This is a genomic window from Shewanella sp. HL-SH5, from assembly GCF_051163755.1.
GTDB lineage: Bacteria > Pseudomonadota > Gammaproteobacteria > Enterobacterales > Shewanellaceae > Shewanella > Shewanella glacialimarina.
Genome location: NZ_CP195038.1, coordinates 3858904 through 3878799 on the forward strand (window position 1 = coordinate 3858904; position 19896 = coordinate 3878799).

12 protein-coding genes are annotated in these 19896 nt (G+C 41.5%); 4 read left to right on the forward strand and 8 right to left on the reverse strand.

Translation table 11 applies throughout. The features are described 5' to 3' along the window. Nucleotides 1-14 precede the first annotated feature (14 nt). The 5 genes from ACRWQM_RS16875 to fic form a co-directional block, all read right to left on the reverse strand. Nucleotides 15-758: an HNH endonuclease gene (locus ACRWQM_RS16875; RefSeq protein WP_434930707.1), complete on the reverse strand. Its 744-nt coding sequence runs from the start codon at nt 756-758 to the stop codon at nt 15-17. Between the two features lie 364 nt (nt 759-1122). Further along, nucleotides 1123-1914: a DUF3800 domain-containing protein gene (locus ACRWQM_RS16880; RefSeq protein ID WP_434930708.1), complete on the reverse strand. Its 792-nt coding sequence runs from the start codon at nt 1912-1914 to the stop codon at nt 1123-1125. Further along, nucleotides 1911-3425: a restriction endonuclease subunit S gene (locus ACRWQM_RS16885; RefSeq protein WP_434930709.1), complete on the reverse strand. Its 1515-nt coding sequence runs from the start codon at nt 3423-3425 to the stop codon at nt 1911-1913. Before ACRWQM_RS16885 ends, ACRWQM_RS16880 begins: the two co-directional genes overlap by 4 nt. After that, nucleotides 3422-5050, reverse strand: a complete 1629-nt coding sequence (locus ACRWQM_RS16890; RefSeq protein ID WP_434930710.1) for an N-6 DNA methylase — start codon at nt 5048-5050, stop codon at nt 3422-3424. Before ACRWQM_RS16890 ends, ACRWQM_RS16885 begins: the two co-directional genes overlap by 4 nt. Before the next feature lie 19 nt (nt 5051-5069). Next, a complete protein-coding gene (gene fic, locus ACRWQM_RS16895; protein ID WP_434930711.1) occupies nt 5070-6230 on the reverse strand; it encodes a protein adenylyltransferase Fic in 1161 nt (386 codons plus the stop codon). Nucleotides 6231-6617: 387 nt separating this feature from the next. Between fic and ACRWQM_RS16900 the strand changes: the two genes are divergently transcribed. Continuing rightward, entirely contained in the window at nt 6618-7349 is a 732-nt protein-coding gene (locus ACRWQM_RS16900; protein WP_434930712.1) for a class I SAM-dependent methyltransferase, read from the forward strand. After that, complete coding sequence (locus tag ACRWQM_RS16905) at nt 7346-8098, forward strand: hypothetical protein (protein WP_434930713.1); 753 nt, start codon at nt 7346-7348, stop codon at nt 8096-8098. The genes ACRWQM_RS16900 and ACRWQM_RS16905 overlap by 4 nt, the downstream gene beginning before the upstream one ends. Here ACRWQM_RS16905 and ACRWQM_RS16910 read toward each other — a convergent pair. From ACRWQM_RS16910 to hsdR, 3 genes are read right to left on the reverse strand one after another with little or no spacing between them, the layout of a single operon-like run. Further along, nucleotides 8078-11086, reverse strand: a complete 3009-nt coding sequence (locus ACRWQM_RS16910; protein WP_434930714.1) for a glycosyltransferase — start codon at nt 11084-11086, stop codon at nt 8078-8080. The genes ACRWQM_RS16905 and ACRWQM_RS16910 overlap by 21 nt on opposite strands. Beyond that, a complete protein-coding gene (locus ACRWQM_RS16915; RefSeq protein WP_434930715.1) occupies nt 11064-11900 on the reverse strand; it encodes a glycosyltransferase in 837 nt (278 codons plus the stop codon). Before ACRWQM_RS16915 ends, ACRWQM_RS16910 begins: the two co-directional genes overlap by 23 nt. Before the next feature lie 6 nt (nt 11901-11906). Next, nucleotides 11907-15452: a type I restriction-modification system endonuclease gene (hsdR, locus tag ACRWQM_RS16920; protein WP_434930716.1), complete on the reverse strand. Its 3546-nt coding sequence runs from the start codon at nt 15450-15452 to the stop codon at nt 11907-11909. Nucleotides 15453-15777: 325 nt separating this feature from the next. Here hsdR and ACRWQM_RS16925 point away from each other — a divergent pair, with 325 nt between their 5' ends. Together ACRWQM_RS16925 and ACRWQM_RS16930 are read left to right on the forward strand one after the other, a co-directional pair. Further along, the gene (locus ACRWQM_RS16925; RefSeq protein WP_434930717.1) at nt 15778-17895 is read left to right on the forward strand and encodes an AAA family ATPase; all 2118 of its coding nucleotides are present in this window, start codon (nt 15778-15780) and stop codon (nt 17893-17895) included. Between the two features lie 9 nt (nt 17896-17904). Beyond that, nucleotides 17905-19563 carry a VWA domain-containing protein gene (locus ACRWQM_RS16930; RefSeq protein ID WP_434930718.1) on the forward strand — a complete coding sequence of 553 codons (1659 nt, stop codon included), beginning with the start codon at nt 17905-17907 and terminating at the stop codon, nt 19561-19563. Nucleotides 19564-19896 lie beyond the last annotated feature (333 nt).

Here is a 19896-nt window from a genome sequence, read left to right on the forward strand (position 1 = left end):
AGGGGAGTGTAAATTTAGAATAAGGCGTTGTCTTGGATTATCTGTCTTAACGTCTCAATATCCATCGCAGGCTTTTCCGTATGAAGCATGGCGTGGCAATTCGGACAAACGGGGATAAGGTCGTTAATCGGGTCAACTTGATAGCTTTCACCAATCGTGGCTAAATCAACTTTATGGTGCACATGGATAAAGCCTTTACCTATTTCGCCATAGGTCTTTTCAAAATCAAAGTCACACACTTGGCAAATGGCACCGAGCTTGGCGATACAAACCGTTCTTGCTTCGGAATTCCGCTCATAGGCATTGATAGTAACTTGTCTTACTGCTCCTTCAGTAAACTCTGTAGGCAGCTTAAAGACTTCATCAGGATAGATAGGGCTTGCGGCTTGTGAAGCTAGTTTGGCTTTATAGGTGTTCACCAGTGCTCTAACCGACGGTTGATTGCCTTTACCTAGTTCCGAATAATAATCAAGATGAAGCTCAATTGCCTGAATCACTCTGCCAAAATCATTTGCAGCTAATGTTTGATAAAATTTCTCCAGATAATAGCTATAAGCATCAATTTTAATGGTGCGCTTATAGATACTTCCATTGAGCATCGCCCTAAGTACAACTAAGTAATCTTTAGCTGAACCAGATCCAATTAACTCTTCAGCTGCAAGCTGTTCTGCGGCAATAGTCAGTGAAAATACTCCTTGTTGCACTTTCAGAGCATAATTTAGCGCCGCTTTATACTGAGTAGAGGTAATTATAGACATTGAATGCCCCTGTAAAACAATATTGATAAAATTAAAGCGCTAGCCGAATTAATACCGACTTGAGCTAAATAGCCTGCCACCCAATTGCCTTGCACAGTTAAATGCCTTTGCCTAAAGGCTCATTTTTATCTGTAATCTGGTTAATAACGTCAATCATAATGATTATATCTAACCTCTGGTTGTATCGTATTGTGCCGTATTGTGCCGTATTGTGTTTTATTTTTTGTCTAGCTTATTGATAACATGCAATCGATTCGACTATACTTAGGCTAAGTGGATTGGGAGTACCCGGTCGGCGTCAAAACCTTGGTGAGTTTCATCGGGGTTTTTCGCTATCTGGCGTTTGATAAATAAGAGTCTGCAACTAAGGGAAATGCTTCAACCCCCACTGGTCATAACCATTACCCACCATTTTACGCCCACCTTCGCAGTAAAACTTAGCTCGTAATACATCAAAAGCTTGGTTAGCTTGTGCGGGGTTAATCACGTGCCTGCCAATAGGCCTTGCCACTAAATCCGCTAATTGTAAGCCTGCGGAATTACTGGTTTTAGCTGCCATACGTATTTTAAAGGGCAAATCTTTTTGATAGCGATTGTCACCATCACAGATGCGGCGAAACTCTAACTCAAGCTCATCATCTTCTTTGGCGCCACGGCGCTCGACAATCACATGCGTTTCAAGCGTTTGTTGACCTTTTTCGGTAACAAAATCAAACAATGTTTCAAGGCAATGTTTCAAGGCGATGTGGTATGGGTTTTGGCCATCATCCTTATTTGGCATCTTATGTTTTTCGATAACACAGGAAGCCAAAATAAAATTACTGCTGTCAATAATGTTGCTTAACCGCCCCATAAAAACGTTTTTCTCGTCACGGGTTTTAAAGAGTGTAAAATCACCTTTTTCTTTGCGGATTTCATGCTCGTGCAAGATCACTAAATCATGGCCAAAATAATCAAACTTTAACTGTTGTAATTCAGGGACAACTTTAGCTAAGTAATGCCCTTTGTAAAAAATACAAAAGGCCAAGACGAATACAGGATAATCTTTATCGATAGACGTCAGGCTGTGATCACCGCTCTCATCCACGTATACAACAAAATCACTAAAGCCGCGCTCACGGCCGACTCGATTTGACTCTGTATCGGCTTCAATCATGCTTTCACCTTTTTAGTACTGGCTTTTTTAGCAGGCTTCTTAGTTGTTTTCGTAAGCGCTTCACGTTCGGCTTTAATGCGCTCAAGCAAAGCCTGTGCACTGTTATCGCCGCAAATGAGTTCAGGGTTTGCGGCGCGCCAATCGGCGGTGAGTTCACCTCTGAAGGCTTTAGCGAGTATCGACTGGGTTAGGTTATTGACCCGTAGCTGCGCGGCATTGACCTGGGCTTCTATTTTATCGGCTAAGGCGAATAGCTCTTCGACACGGCGGACGATTTCGGTTTGTTCAATTTCAGGAGGAAGCCCTATAGGCAAACTATTTAATGCAGCTTGAGTCAACTTTGCACGACCTGTAGTACCTGATAGCCAAGGAATTATTTTGTAATACATTAGCGAGTAACATAAATAATCACTAGCGACTTTATTTGGAGCCTTCAGTACGTGTGCATGATTATTAACCCAACACTTACCACTATATCGGTAAGCAATAGGTTTAACTCGTCCATAGAAAGTTTCATCTTCGGTAACCATAACTAGTTCATCGTCAAAGATATATTCATCAACCTTATCCACCTCACCATTTGCACCAAAGTATGGATAAAGACCTTGTGCTGATTCTCTCTGTTCTTTTTTTACAGGAATCCTCATATTATCAAGGCATTCTGCAAACTCAGAAACACTTACTAATTCCCATTCAGAAGAAATATCAACTTCACCGGTTTCAGTATCTGGCGCAATGGGTTCTTTAAACTGGCGAGGTCGCTTGATGGTACCGTTAGAAACCAAATCTTTTTGCAGTTGTTCAAAATTATTTCTTCGCTCAGATAGCCATCGTATTTTTAAGCTTTTTGAGTTTTCTATAATCTGATTTTCACCACGCCACGCCTCCGTCAATTTGCCACTCACTGCCGCTGCCAAGAGCGATTGGCGGAACGATTTTAAGATGGCGGGGATGGCATCGAGGCGGGCTTTGGTACTTTCCACCTGCGCCAGCAGCTCATCCAGTTTGTCGGCAATCACTTTTTGTTCGGCGAGTGGGGGGAGCAGTACTATAAAATCTGTTAGTGTATTGGGTGACAAATTAGGTTGTAAAGTTTCAGATAGCCCATTTTCCACTTGCTCTAAGAACAATTTTGACCTCAAGTAATATTCAAAGAATTGTTGAGTTAATGATTTACTGGTTTCTAATTTTGCTACACGTTGATTTAAAAGAGCTGTGCTTGCATCTTTAGGGTACTTACACACTTTTAATTGACCATTGGTTATCGGCCTAGTAAGTGCTAGCAATAAATCTCCACTCCCGATTTGAAAATTCGAGAATTCATTAATGAAAGATAATGGCAGATACTCTTGGTTTTTCTCTACATATTCACCATATTGAATATTAGAGATTTTCACAACCGGCACACCTGTAGATACAAATTGAGTACTTTTAAATGCATTACCTGAAGTTACTTTTCCAACCTCTTTTAAAGAAGCTTTTATCCACCCTTCAGGAATCAAACTGCTCATCCCTTCACCTCAGCATCTAACTCTTCGTCTTGCTCTTGATCCAGCTCTACACCCAGAGATCTCATCAAAGCCTCAAGATCGGCCAATGCGCCTTTAAGCTCTGTCATGGCTTCACCGGCCAGTTCTTCTGGGGTGCCTAAGTCTGCGGCATCGACGCTGTTGGCGTCTTTGAGCCATGAGATATCCAGTGAGTCACCTTTAGTGTCTCGTATAAATTCACGGCTAAAGACGCGCCAACGACTGTGCGCTAAGCGTGGGTCTACACCCTTGTTAACGTCAGTGCTTTCGACTTCCACTTCTTCGGCGTTAAACGACCATTCACCTTCTTTTCTTGCTGAAAGATCTGGATTCCCGCCTTCGCGGGAATGACTTGAAGGATCATAAACCGCTTCAAATGGCTTGAGATGTTGTTCACCAAACGGGGTGCGTTTGCCAAAGTTAGGCATGTTGGTACGTAAGTCATAGACCCAAGTATTGGTGGTGCAATTTTCTTCTTGTAGCTTGTCGGCCTCTGATCCCTTGGTGAAGAAGAGCACGTTAGTTTTGACACCAGCGGCGTAGAAGATGCCGGTAGGTAAACGCAAAATAGTGTGCAAGTTACACTTGTTCATTAAGTCGCGGCGCACATCGGTACCTACGCCCGCTTCAAATAACACGTTATCAGGCAATACTACGGCGGCGCGGCCACCTGGCTTTAAGTTGCGGTAAATGTGCTGTAAGAACGCCAGCTGTTTGTTGCTGGTGGGATAAGTTAAATCATCACGGGTGATGGAGGCATCACCGCCCTTGCTGGTTCCAAAGGGCGGGTTGGCTAAAATGACATCGGCTTTGGGTAAACTCATGCCGACTTGGCCTAATGAGTTACCTAAATGCACCACGCCTTCATCGTCACCTTCCATGCCATGGAGTAAACAGTTCATTAGTGCTAAACGGCGAGTCGATGGCACCAGCTCGACACCGATAAAAGCCTTATTCTTTTGAAATTCGACCTGCTTAGCATCTAAATCAAAATGATCATCAGTCTTGGCTTTAATAAAGCTGTCGGCGGCTATCAAGAAACCTGCGGTACCTGCAGCGGGATCTTGAATGACTTCACCGGCTTGTGGGTTAATCACTCGCACCATGGAATCAATCAAGGCGCGCGGGGTAAAGTATTGGCCGGCACCGGATTTAGTCTCGTTAGCATTTTTTTCTAACAAACCTTCATATAAATCACCTAAGCCGTCTTTCTGGGCGCTGAACCAGTCGATTGAGTCAAGTGATTTGATCAATTGCTTTAGGTGGCGCGGTTCACGCAGGCGAGTTTGTGCATCGGCGTAAATAGCTAAAATCAATGGGTCTGCATGTTGGGTGTTACCCTCGCTGTCTTTGCCTGTGGATAAGGTGAGCAACATGCGCTTATAGTCATCGAGCAGGTTTAAGCCATCTTTGTCGCTTAAGTCGGTCCAGCGGCAACCTGTTGGCAAGGTATGTTTATTAAGTAAGCCCGCCTCGGTGTTCTCGTGCACCATTTTGATAAACAGCAGCAAGACTAGCTCAGTCACGTAGTCGGAATAGTTAATGCCGTCATCACGGAGTACGTCACACAGGTTCCACAGTTTTTGTACAATGTCGTTGTTGCTCATTGGATTTTGCTCTTTACGTTTAGGCCTGTTGCGGCGCTGACTGAATAGGGGATTGCTGATTATCTGATGAATAACGGCTGAACTGATTGCTGTCTTTGGTCATCAGGGTGACAAATTTAGGGTGAACAAATAGCTTCTCTTTGCCCGATTGCACCTCTTCGAGTACCCCAATGTCACATAGCTGCTTTAAATACACAGAGGCGGTTTGACGTTTTGCTAAGCCACTCTCGACTAAGTTGTGTATGCGGCAATAGGGCTGCTCAAAAATCACCTGTACCAGCTCATAGCTATAAATTTTGGGTAACTGCAGGCGAACGTATTCCGTGGTGTGTTCAATGAGCTCTCGGGCCGCGGCGATTTTGTGGGTGGTCCACTTAGCGGTTTGCTCGACGGCATTAAGCATGAAGATTATCCAAGGTTGCCATTCTTGCTTGGTGGTCACGTTAAGCAAGAGACGATAATAGTCTTGCTTGTTGGCGACGATATAACGGCTTAGGTACAAGATAGGCGCACTTAGCAATTGCTGATCGATAAGATAGAGGATATTCAGCACCCGCCCAGTACGGCCATTACCGTCGATAAAAGGGTGGATGGCTTCAAACTGGTAGTGAGCCATGGCCATCTTGATGAGCGGGTCCACATCATCTTGATTGTGTAAAAAGGCTTCCCAGTTGCTTAGCAAGTCACGAATAATACTCTCGCCTGCTGGTGGAGTGTAAATAACCTCCCCCGTGGCCTGATTAGTTAAGCTAGTACCTGGTACTTTACGCACGTCCATCTGCACCGATTTTATGGTACTGCAAATTTCTAATGCGGTTGTGACACACAGCGGCCGGCTGGTTAGCTGAGTAAAGCCTTGGTAAAGCGCTGTACGGTAGCGAAGCGCCTCTTTGGTCATGGGGTCTGCTTGGCTGTCTTCTTGAGCATATTGAAACAGTTTGTCTGTGGTAGTGACAATGTTTTCAATCTCGCTACTGCCTTGTGCCTCTAGCAGTGGCAGCAAGTTGATAAGCAAGCCTTGGTTAGGTAATAGCTCACCCGCTTGCTTTAACTCGGCAAGCGCGGCGCGAGCTGGAATACAAGCCTTGAGTATGGGTAAGGTTTCGGCCAACTCCCCTAGCTTGTCATCTAGTGGTAGAGGGGGCAAATGGTTGTATGCTTGTTCAGCTTGCCATTCCATGTTTAAAAAACCTTCCTTTTTCGACATATAAAGAGATTACGCTGAGCTTATGTCGATTCAATCGACATGTAAAGAAAACATGTTCACAAAAGCTTACTTTATCGACACATCGTGAATATTTTGAGGTGTTATGTCGATAGCATTAAAGCCACCTATGTATCGCTGCTCGGTATTCGGTTATAGCAATAGCCAAAATCTATACATGTTCAACTGTTCTGTATAGAAAATAGGATTATCTATACACATAAAGCAAGTTTCCGCTAACCCGTTTGTCAAAGGTATTCGTTTACAATGACTCACTGGTAAACGAGTCTAAACATTAATTACAAAAGCCAATATATATTGGTGTATCATACTGATGCAATTGATTTTATAGGTAACTGGATTTTGCGTAAAACACTATATCGATGTTTCTTTGTGGCTATATCGCCTTATTTGCCTAACACAGGCTTTGGCCAATTTGTAAAATGGAAGCTGGCATTGCTTTTAGTTGGCGATGAATTCCATCTACAAAACTTATTAAATAACCGCGATAAATTAGCCCGTCATTTTGCTCACGATACTCCTTTGCAAGCTGATCTAGCCGAGTTACTTCCCTGTGGTACAAAAACTGGTGTAAAAGTGTTAGACATTGGTGCTGGGCCAGTGAGTAAGGTCGGTAAAATACATAATGGACATGAAATCGAATTAGTACCTATCGATCCTATGGCAGATAAATACTGTAAAATACTGACTGCGCTTAATTTACGGCCTAAATATTGGACTCGTTACGGTGAGGGGGAACGACTTAGTCAGCAGTTTGAGGAAAACTCATTTGATTTAATTCATGCACGTAACAGCATAGATCACTGCCTTAATCCCATTAACGTTATTGAAGAAGCTATTACGGTATTAAAGCCTAAGTGTTATTTTTATTTGAACCATTATCGTAATGAGGGTAAAGCGGCTAAATACTATGGGTTACATCAATGGAATTTTGATGTTGTTAATGAGGACTTTATCATTAGCAATCGTTTTGGTGAACAAATCAATGTCAATAACACCCTGCGTCATAAAGCATTGATACATCAAATAAAGCAAACCGAAGAACGCTTAATTGTGATAATACAGAAACGATGAACTGGTTAGTGCTCGGCAATGGCGCTAAAGATATTGATGTATGTTCATTATCTAACGACACCAATATCATTGTATTTAATCATGGCTTTAATGAGCTTGTTGGCGTTTGCCGAATTCAGAACCAAAAAATCTCAGGGCTCAGTTCACCATATACTATTCAAGGGCCACTGCCTTTTGAAGGGTTTGAAACACAGCTAAATAGACTGCATAGTTTACTGCAGACTGAGCTTAACAATGTTCCATCAAGTGGCACCGTTTTACTGACAGCATTAGCGGCTAACACTATACAAGCTAGAGTTGTTGGGATGAACTTACTTCCTTCTATAGCCCGCTCAGCGACATTATCGGCCAACATCCCTAACCCATGTCACTTCCATAACTGGCTAGGAGAGAGGCGCTATGCGTTAATGCAAAAGTTTGACCAGCACTTCGATTGGAAAGCATTGAGCTTACGTAAACCTCAATTAGGCAAACTCAATGTATCTGATCCTTTTTCGCAATTACAAACGCTCGCTATAGCACCTAATGATATTACCTTGGCTAAGCTCATTGGTAATATTTCGGCAGACTGTTGGCTCAATAACAGTTCCATCGAAAGCTTAAAGCAGGCAGAGAGCTATTTTTACCTACAACGCGGCCAACAGCGAACCAGTAATTGGTGGCTGTATCATAATGAAGCGTCCCAATATCTGGCAGATACCCACATAAAATTGGCATGGTGCCAGCAATCATTGCAGCTCAGTGCTTAAAGGCTCTTTTGCAAAGATAGCTTTTAATAATTGGCTTTGTTCAGCTTTTATATCTAGAGTGTATTCCGCTCGCTGGTGGAAATATGAATAGCCAATATCAATAAAAACAGGGGCTTTAGCGGCCTCAGCCATTGGTAACATAGTGGCATAATCAGTCACCGATGGTATCCAATCATGATCTTTTTTAAAATAAGCGTGTGGAACGCTATCAAATAAAGACTTTTTAAATGCACGCTGATGAGCCCATACATTCCCTCCCCCTTTTTGCCTAATATTGTTGTAGCTGGGTTGATACAATTTCAATGGTTTATTAGGGCGAAACATAGGCATGTGGATTAAGTCAGCACCTTGATTAGCTGCATCCACAATATGCTTAACAACGTCATGTCGCATTAAACAGTCATCTTGATCTAATATCACAATGATACTGTCATCATTAACACAAACATCTGAAATAGCTTGGATAAAATTCAGTACTCGCCCGTGGTTGTGTTGGTGACGTATCAAGGTTGTACGATCAAGTAGCTTATCGAGCAATATTGGATAGCACCAATTATGGATCTCACCACTGGCGTCATCTATTAAGATGATCCCAAATGATTGATCGCTTTGCATACGTAAACTATCTAAGCACCTTTCAAGCTTGTTTATCGTGGTGAAGCGTCCTTTTAATAGGAAAATCACAGCTTCTTTGCGCTTTGGATATTGCCAATTAGCATGAGTAATTAAATCAAATTGTTCTTCTTGCTCAACAGGACAACAACCTTGGGAAACCAAGTCCCTTATCTGATCAAGTGTTGTTGCTTGTTTATCTTCATTGCGAGGATGAATGTAGAAAGTGGCAGGATCTCCCCCACGTAATGAACTGAGCCCTGTTGTCTTTTGATGTGCCTGTAAAGCACGGTGCCAAGTTAATGTGTATTTATCATTAATTATGGGGTTATTGATTGGCAGTGTTTGCTTAATTTTAACGAGATCTAACAAGCCCATTCTGACTTCGGGAGCAAATTGTCCATCTTGTCCAAAGTAGGGTAAGAATGCATCTGTAGACTTAGGTATATTAAATCCTACGCTAATCACTTTAGGGTCGATTAATTCAGCTTTCATGTCTGCAATGTAATCATGTTGCCAGTTTTTACGCCCCACCAGCACATCACAGTCACACTGTAATACATAACGAGTAGTGACTTGATTAAATGCCCATATCTGTGAAAAAAGTGGTGCCTGTGAAGTGGTGTGTGATTGTTTAACCTTTGATGCACCAAACCATTGGCTGTAAGTAGCAGATATAACATCACTTGAAGTGGGAGCAATAAGCAGTTCATCGACTATGCCATTGTTTACTAGTTCGTTGGCTGATGTGAGCAACTGGTTAAAATCACCTTGTTGATATTGACGTAAAAATGGCCCTTGGTAGCTGTCGAGCAATAGCAATACCTGTTTAAATTTTTGAGGATAATTTAACTGTGTAACGATATGACTCACTTGAGTGAATAGTACATCCGCATCTTGGGCACAGGCTTTAATTAGTAATGTTGTATCTTGATTAATCCCCACATCGATGCTGGTTGGTACATTAGGTGCTCTTAATGACACATGTGGATGCAATGCTTCGATTAAAGCTAAATAGAAGTCTGTAAAGCCTTTTAATTGCTGTAATGCTTTATCTTGAGAGGTTGAAGATGTTCGCCTCACTAATTCTTCATCGGGTAGCTGTAATATGGCAATGGCATATAATCTTGCAGACATATCTAAGAACTTGCTTGCTGTAAGAGGTTGGATATCGCTCCCAACATCAATGTAGTGCAGGCTGCCATCTTTCATTTGACGAATATTGTCCCTTTTTATATTCAAGCCACAAATCCCTGCCGCATACATTCCTTGTAAAAATTGGCCAACAACAATGGCTGACACAGGTAACTGCATCTCAGAGGTATATAAATTCGGGGTACTATAACTCCATTGTCCGTTTTTCTTGTGCCAGCTCACTTGGGGGACGATGTTGTTACTAGGTAAGGCTTGTTTTAACCAGCTGACTTGTTCATCATCGATTGCCCAAGGATAAAAAGACTTCTCAATATTATTTCCTTTTTGAATGACCACCCCTTCTTGCCCAGAGCCTAAATATTGAAATGGTAATTTTTGTACCTGCATCCATTGTTTTGCTGCAACGGCTAAACGATGTCTCTGTTCTGTCCAAATTGCTTTTTGCTTATTGTTTGTTGTATCGATTCCATCCAACGTGTAAACAGAGTAGTAAGGCAAACTTACGATTTCACCTTTATATTCAGGTAACAATAATAAGCGTGTAATCAACCAATGGTCTTCTGCACTTCGAATATTTGGATATCGTTCTATAACCCTAGTGTTAAGTAACAAGTTGCATGATGGTAGTTCATTATCGGACTGCCCATGACAAAATGCCTCAATAAATCCAGTTAACTTGATTGGATTAAGTAATACTTCTGGTTTCGCAATATTGGTAACACTTAAAAGCTGACCATTTTGTTTTAATCTATTACTCCCAATAACAAAGTCAGCATTTGACGCTTCACCTCTTAACCATAAAGACTCAACACTTCTAGCGTTATCAAGAACATCATCAGCATCCAGTCGTGCAACCCATTGAGCAGTAGTTGTAGATGCATAATCTAGCAGTTGGTTACGAGCTCTGGCTGGAGAGCCGCAGAGTGCACTTAAAATTGTCACGCTAGGATGATCTAACAGGGTGCTACAGTGTGCTTGCCAATTATCTGTTGATTGATCATCGAGAATGACAATTTGTGCAGTGCTATTGTCGACTAACGATTGAGATAATGCGCTATGTAACGCTTGAGCAATGAATTCTGCTTGGTTACATAGATTAATACCGATGATGACTGGAGCATTTTTATAATGTAATCCACATTCTTTTATCATTGTCAGTTTACGTAACGCTAACCCTACGGTTAAGGGCCGCGTATCTTTATGAGAGTGATCCTGCTGCAATTCTAATGTCCTTATTAGTGTTCATCTCATTAACTATTGCTTGCTCTGAAATAGAAAATAATGAAGAAATTCGTTCAAAATATTGTTCTTTTTGAGGTTGAGTCATTCGGTGGCCATGTAATAAGATAAACTGAGCACAACCCAATAATTTTTGTCTGGAACCTCTAGCGGATAAGGCTGTTGAGTGCATTCCTAAATTCCAACAAACGGTTACGGCTAGCGTGTACTCAATCTTGATATTAGTAATAGCTAACACTCTTATGGCTAAATCTTTATCGTTACTACTAACAAGACCATCACTAAAGCCGCCGGCATCTATTAACAACTGACACAGCACAAATGTGTTTGACCCTTGCCAACCAGGATTGCCGACTAAAAAATCACTTTGTTTCAGGTTGTTAGGGATATTATTAGCTACTGTGAGCCCTTCTTTTATGACAGATATCCCCGATAAAACCATGTTTGCAGCTCCTCGCTGCGAATGTGTTAAACACAGTTCTAAATGATTTGTAAGCCAATAATCATCATCATCAAGAATGGCAACATAGCACTTAGAGTGACACTCATTAATATAGGCTAGGCCTGTATTCCAAGAGCCAGCCGCGCCTTGGCAACGTTCATTAATTAAGAATGTTACAGGTATGGGGGCTACTGCCGTAGTGATACTAGATTGCTCTGATTCAGATAAAGCAACTCTATCGGTGACCAATACTATTCGTTCAGGAGGTCGAGTTTGAGAGACTATTGAAGGTAACGATACATTCATAAGCGAATCAAACCGAGGCATTGAAGCCATTAATGCAACAACTTCCATCAATGACTAACCAACCTGCCAGAGGTATTCATTGAGTTCATCTAGGATAGTGTCGAGCTGATCATCGAGCACGCTATCAAAACGCTTTGCCCCTCCTTGGTCTGCAAAACGTTGGTTGACAAATGCCTTATCAATCACAGCCTCATGCACTAACTGCTTTGCTAAACGATCAAGCCACTTACGTTGAAGCGGGTTCCAGTCATGCTCGCTGTAAATGCGCTGCATGGCTTTGGTGACTCGCTGCTCAAAGGGAATGAGGGCTTCATCAAGCGCCGCCTGACGAATATAACCAATAATACTGGCTGCAATGTCTTGGTTGGTATTTTTACGCCATGCGCTTTGCAAATGGGCCTCACTATAACCGGCTGCATCTAACATTAATTTGACTTCTTTCAGTTGTTCTCGCGTTAGGTCTTTAGGGCGATTCACGACTACTGACAAGGCTGCCGATTGGTTAATATTCTGCTTAATAAAATGGTTAAAGCTTTCAAGATAGTCAGCTGGTTTTTCGTGTACGCCATAGTTTTGCTGACGACTTATAAATTCATCATTGCCGTTGTAAATAATCGGCATTGCGTTACTGCCAACTAAGTAACGGACTTCTGCCAATTGATTAATAAGGCCGCTATGCTGCTTAAAAAATTGCGATGCCTCTTTAGGGCCAATTTGATGTAAGTGCTGGTGGAGCTTATCAGGCGCTACGCCCCACACCTCTTCAAGCTGTTCGAGCTTTGCTTTAAGTTCTGGCTTGTTTTCTGCCTTTTTCACCGCTTTACGCATCACCCGCATGACTTTTTGACCAAGCTGATTAAGTACATCATCGGCATGGCTAGTGCCTGCCTGTTCACCAGGTACATCTAAGGCTTGCGCTAAATAGGCATCATCGCTTAACTCTTCCACCAGCTGTTCAAGGGTGATGCTGGGGTCTTTAACGATCGGCTTCATTGTGTTGACAGCTTCAAGCGCACTATAAATATCTACGGGGTCATAAATCTTGAAGGCGGTTTTTCCAATATCATCACAACGACGAGTCGCTCGCCCCATCATCTGTTCATACAAAATGCGTGACTTAACGCGGCGTAAAAACACTAAATGACAAATCTTAGGGACATCAATACCCGTTGATAATAGGTCAACAGTAATGGCGATATTAGGATATCGCTCATTTTTGTATTGGCGAATAAGCTGACTGACTTTATCGCTTTGGCCGGTAATTTTAGCCACGGCGGCTTGGTTGTATTCATCGCCATACAGCTCAAAAAATGCTTTGTCTAATAAGCGTTTTACCATGTCAGCATGTACGTCGGTGGCACAAAAGATCATGGTCTTTTCATCGCCGAATGGGTCTAGCTCTTTGGTTAACTCTTGGCAGATAACATCATTAAATGACTCGGTTATCACCCTTTTATTGAAGGACTCTACATCAAACTTTAATTCATCGTCTAAATCGGCGGTTTCTATTTCACCTGTTTGGGTATTAATAGCGCTAACGGTTTCACCTTTTTCAAACTTGATGCCGTGTTTGTTGAGTTGGGTTTCATATCTAATCGGTGGTTCATGGTCGATAAGCCAATCATCTGCCACGGCTTCACGGTAACTATAGGTATAAATGGGCTTACCGAAAATTTCACTCGTATGCTTGGCAGGCGTTGCGGTTAATCCAATACGCACGGCATCGAAATAATCGAGTACGCGACGGTAACTAGACAAGTATTGACTCGCATCGCGAGTGGCAAGCTCACCTTCTGTCATTTGCTGGTCTAGGGCATAGCCTCGGTGGGCTTCATCAACAATAATACAGTCAAATTCATCAAGTGGCGGCGGTGTGTCAGACATAAAAATACGCTTGACCATGGCTTGCACTGTGGCCACTTGAATGCGGGTTTCGGCCTCACTGGCCATATCGCCTAATTCGGCAATGTTGTAGATAGACGATAGAACCTTATTTTGTTCCAGCTTGGCTTCGTCAAAGGAGTCGCATGCTTGCTCACCTAATGCGGTTCTATCAACGAGGAATAAAATACGCCTAAAACGTTCAGCTTTTAAGAAGCGATACATTAAACCAATAATGGTACGAGTTTTACCTGTGCCTGTAGCCATTGCCAGCAGGCACTCGGTTTTATCTTGCTCTAAGGCCGATTCAACCGCTGCAATGGCTTTTTGTTGATAATCACGCAACCCCAGGTAATCAAACCCCTCTTGTTGGAGTTGCTGCTCAGCATCTTCACGGCTACGTTTTAACTTATCGAGCAGGCCATCTGGCGAATGAAACTGTTGCAGTGCTTTCTTTGCATTGCTGGGCTTGCGCGTATCCCGAAACCAAGTGCCCGATAATTCGGCTAGCTGTTTGTTAAACGGTCTGCCATTACATGAATAAACAAAGGGAATGTGATAGTGGCCATCGTTTTCATCCGCCCAAGCAACGGTGCGGCCCTCTAGTTCCCATGCTCCTTGTTGTGTTGATGGTAGTTTATAGCCTCTAGAATAACGCTCTGCTTGAGTAATTTTACCCGCGACATTGGAGTTCTCTTTTTTAGCCTCAACAATAGCAATAGGTGTTAGGCCACAAAACAAAACATAGTCAGCTCGCCCCTGCTGGCCCTTATATAATGTTGGCCATTCTGCAATGGCGAGATTTTTACCTTTTTCGGGTCGAGTGCCTTTGCGGTAATCTAATCTTTGGGTATCAGCAGTCCATTTGGCTTCATTAAGTTGCTGGTCAATTAACACCCGAGTTAGCTCTTCGCTTAGCTCAATATGATTACCCGCTTTGCTGGCTTGCTTACTTAAGGTTGACCTATTTTTACTGGCTGCTTTGCTGTCGGTTTGAGCTTGTTGAGCCAGTTCGGCTTGAAGCGCTTTAATACGAGACTCAAATTGACTCTGTTGCTCGGCGAGTGCTTTTTCATGCTCAGCAGCCTGCTTTGATAATACCCGAGCTTCAGCGTCCATTTGTTCAGCAAGGACGGCGTATTCTTCTTTTTCACGGGCGATTAATTCGGTTAGCTGTTGATTATCAGTTAACTGCTGGTGGTTATCATTTAGTTCACTACGTAATTGCTCAATTTGAGTTTGTAACGCTTGCAGCTGCGCACTGGGATCTTGAGGTGGTGTAAACGGACCCGCTTTAAATGGTGTTTTAAGATTACCAAAGGCATGGTGAAACCAGATGGCTAAGCTACGAGCCAGTTTTAAGCCTTCTAATGCTTCTTTGTGATGGGTTATAAACTGATGTGTAGCTTTGTTGCCTTCGATACGTAATGAATGAAATAACTGCCGTACAACAGGCTCTAAATTCAGTTCTCGATGGATTTTATACAGCAGATCGGCTTGAGTGGTTTTTTCATCAAATTCAACACCACATCTGGCGGCGATATCTTGCGCCATGGCTTCGCCGAGTTGGCGCAGCTTAATCAAGGTGGTGTTAGGGTCGCTTATAAAGGCACGTTCGGCGCTGCTGGCCAAATCGATAAAGATAGGGTCGTATGGCTTGAGAAAACTGAAATTAGTAGAGCCCTTTTCAAGGCTTTTATCTTGTATATCCAATGCCATCATTCCTTCGCAGCGTTAAATTTTTATCTTTTTTATTGAATGCAATCATACCCTGTAAAAATTTAAGAATCATCAATTTGTTATTACATATGAGCATACAGATCAAAAAGATACAGATATACGTAAAATACTTAACTCGCTGAATAGCACTTGATTACTGAGTGATGAAATGTCACAAGCTTAAATGTATATAAGGAGCAGTTTCGAAATAAGTAAATAAAAATCATCTGACTAGTAACACTTAAAAAGCAGTGTTAGCATAATGACTCTTTGCATATTTTCGCTTCAATAAGTTTTGATTTTTTACACATGGAAGTTACTAAAAATGACAATAATAAAAGATAAAATAATCTCTCTTCTAATACAACTTAATCACGGCCTTGTTGACCGTGATGCTACATTAAAGTCAACTTTACTATCAATACTCGCAGGTGAAAACATACTGTTAATCGGCCCACCAGGTACAGCAAAAAGTCTCATTGCGAGGCGTATCACCCAAAGCTTTACCCATGAGCCCCAAGCCAGCACAATTCCCTATTTTGAATACCTTCTGACTAAATTCTCTACGCCTGAGGAAATCTTTGGTCCGCTATCCATAAGCGAACTGAAACAAGATCGCTTTAAGCGCAATACTGCTGGGTACCTGCCATCAGTTAAAATTGCGTTTCTTGATGAGATTTTTAAGGCTAGTTCATCGATTCTTAATGCATTACTCACCATTATGAATGAACGTGTTTATCACAATGGTACCAACGCTGTGAAAGTACCATTAAGAGCCTTAATCGCCGCTTCAAATGAGTTACCTACAGGTCAAGAAGAGCTTAACGCATTGTATGACCGCTTCTTAGTAAGAAGCTTTGTCGATTATGTTGGCGAAGGCAAGTTACAGTATCTGTTTGAACTAAATGAAGATAAGGATATTGAAGGCCCGCTAACCCATGATGATTTAAAACAATTAGATGACAGCATTTCAAGCATAAAGATCCCCGACAATATCAAACAAGCCGTTCAAGATATTTGGCATGAGCATAAAGAAGCTTTCAAAGAAGACCGTCGAGAAGAATTATCTGATCGCCGCCTGATTAAAATCATTAAATTATTACGAGTTTCAGCTGCAACTAATGGTAGGAATGAGGTTGATCTTTCAGATGTGTTGTTGCTAAAAAATTGTTTATGGAATCATCCTGATAATATTGCAACCGTTCAAAAGTTAATTATTAAAGTCTTGCGAAATTACAGCTCATCCGTTCCCCTTAGCGAACAAGACACCCCTACAGTCAGCGCTACCAAAGTAGCACCGAAACGCCGAGTAAAAGGAGTTATCAAGGGCTACACAGGCAGTGGCACTATAGACGACCCCTTGCTGATTTCAAATACAGATGAGTTAATTGGTTTACTGCGTCCAGACATTGGGCTAAAAGGCTACTATTTTCAGCAAACAAAAGACATTGACTGCTCCTCAATGAGTTCATGGACAGAAATCCCTTTTCAAGGTCATTACAATGGTAATAGTTTTAGTATTAAGGGAACATCTACAGATATGACACTATTTGATGATGTTCAGCCAAAGTCTAGTATCACTGCTCTTGTACTTATTGATTATTCATTAGCAAATAATATTGAAGGCTCTGAGATTACTTATTGCATTTCTGATGGAAAAATAACTAGAAGGGATGCAATAAAGTCGAAAATTCATTCCTGCTCTACAACAAGTAGCTTAGTTGGTGGAAATGTCGAAGATTGTGAAATAACCCAATGCCAAACAAAATCCATTTTAATCGACGATAGTTTTAACAGTGACAATTATGCAAAAAATAGCACGATTACAGACTGCATGATTGAACTAGATAATTTCAGTGCCGCCATCTCCTATAAGAAAGGAGGGATTGTTGTCAATGCATTCAACAGCAAGATAAAACGTTGCATTGTCACAGGTACACTAGAAATTCAACGACAGTTCTTTGGATTTTTTCCTTATATCCGTTCTAGTGCTCAACTAAACACTCAATCAAGCACACATACAGATAATTTTAACTTTTTCGGAATAACATCGAGCCTTAAAAGTGGCGAGATTACTGAATGTATACTTGGCCCAATAACAAGTGCTGGTGAAGTGGCTATTAAAGGAATAACTAGTAATTCATTTGATTGCAAACTCATTAATAATGCCTCTGTAGATAGCATTAAAATACATAATAGAGTTAATAATTCTGATGATATAGATGGAAGGGAAATAGCGAATTCACAGTTTAATCAATACTTTTTTGAGCACACCTTAAACTGGGATTTTAATACTGTATGGCAATGGGATGGAAGTAGCAACTTACCAAGGTTACGAAAAGTGGTTATTGATGCTGATAAATCACATTCCCAAGCAGATGAAAGTGAAATTAACAGTGTTGACTTATTAATGCATCAAATTAAAGCTAACATTTGGCTATAGGGAGTCGTAATGCTCAGTACAGCCGCCAACATCCTCAGCTCTGGTGCCAACTTAATCAAAAGTGCCATTCCTCTAGGTATTAAATCGATAAAATACTTTATCGATAGCAATTTCCGAGAGACTGTAACACCAGTCCCAGGTAGCGCTCTATATTGCGATCTATGGGTGGCCGTTGAGCATTCGGGTATTTATGTCGGTGACGGCAGGATATCAAACATTGTGGTTGATGGCATTGCGGAAAGCACTGTTAGCTATAGTAGCGCTGCAGACTTCACTTCTAAAAGTAAGCTGGGGCGTAAAATTTATGTTTCTTGTAACAGCTATGGTGCAGTTGGTAACTTGAGCGTCGCCAATGGCGCAGAGACCCATATCGGCGATAGAGCATTTTATGGCCTTGTGTTTAATAATTGCCATCAGTTTTCGACTAAGTGCGTAAATTATGCAGATCACGTGTCACAAAAAACCGGCTTGATTGAAAGGGGCTTTGATTACATCACATCACTAGTTTCCATTGAAACCTGGGAACCAACCCTCGGTGAGCTGAAAAACACTGCACGCAAGCAATTAGGCACAACAAAATGGCGTTTGTGGGATTGGGACAATTCTCTGGCAGACAATTCTACTCCTGAACCTGACTGGCAAACACAAGAAGAATACTTTAAAAACCTACCACTGAATGAAACCAGTATTAGTAAAATACGCGCAGAACTGGCAGAACTGCAAGCCTATGAAGAAGAACTGGCTGATGAACCTATTCCTGAGGAAGTAAAAGGTAAACTAAAAGCGTTAAATAGCACCCTTAGTCATATCTCAGATAAATATGAAGAAGTGAAAGGCTTTCTTGTTGGCTGCCCTAATGCAGAATTTTCCTATGCTGACCTACAAGCCTGCAAAGATGACTTTAGCGCATTGGCAAGCCTATTAAAGGATAATCAGCAAATTAAAGACCTAGCTCAAAAGATGGGTAGGAACTACATTTCAGTAGATAAAAAGAAAGTCACTAAAATACCAGAGGCCAGCAAAAATGAAGTTCACGGCACACACCGTAGCAATGATTTAATGAGGATGTTGCCAAGTGAGTTAGTAAATTTAGAAGACGAAACACTAGAGATGCTTTTTTACGCAAGGCTTCTTGAAAATAATTTACTCACATACGAGCTTCAAGGCGTGACCCACGTTAACGGCGAGATAAACGAAATTAGCCAAAAACGAACAGGACCTGTTATAGCCTGCATAGATACATCTGGCAGTATGGCAGGACTGCCTTTGCTAAAAGCTAAGGCTATTCTACTAGCCATTGCCAACATACTGAAACAAGAACAACGGTCGCTTCATGTGTTGTTATTTGGCTCGAATGGCGAACTAAGAGAGTTCACTATGAACGATGCCGACAAATCATCAGGCTTACTCAGTTTTCTAAAGCAAGGTTTTGGTGGCGGCACTGACTTTGAGCCTCCTCTTAAGCGTGCCTTAGACATCATTGAAACAAGCGATAATTATATCAAAGCCGATATTCTAATGGTTTCGGATGGCGACTGTTCACTTTCACCTGAATTTATTGAGAAATTACAGGTTCATAAAAATAACTTAGATTGTTCTATTTACTCGGTTCTATGTAATGGTAATAGAGTTGAAGATAATTTTAGTGACGAATTAATTGTATTGTAAAAACTTAAGCGTTCACAACAAGTGAAATGGGACTAAAGTGGTGACTAAAATCATTTTAAAACAAACAAAAATAGACTAATTGCCTGTTTTTAAATGAAATAAAAAACCAAGCCAACATTCAGATCCAAAATGTTGAGTAATGTTTTAGCGGTCACGCTAAAACACTAAACACCTTACTAAAGCCTCATTAAGTGAGGCTTTTTTATTTAACCTCAGTTCGGGTTAAGAGATGAATAAACGGTATTGAAATAGTCAAAATTCAACTATTTACCCTCAAACTTGAGCTTTGCGCTGTTAACAAGGCGAATTTATGCGTCAATAGCGAGCTATTGC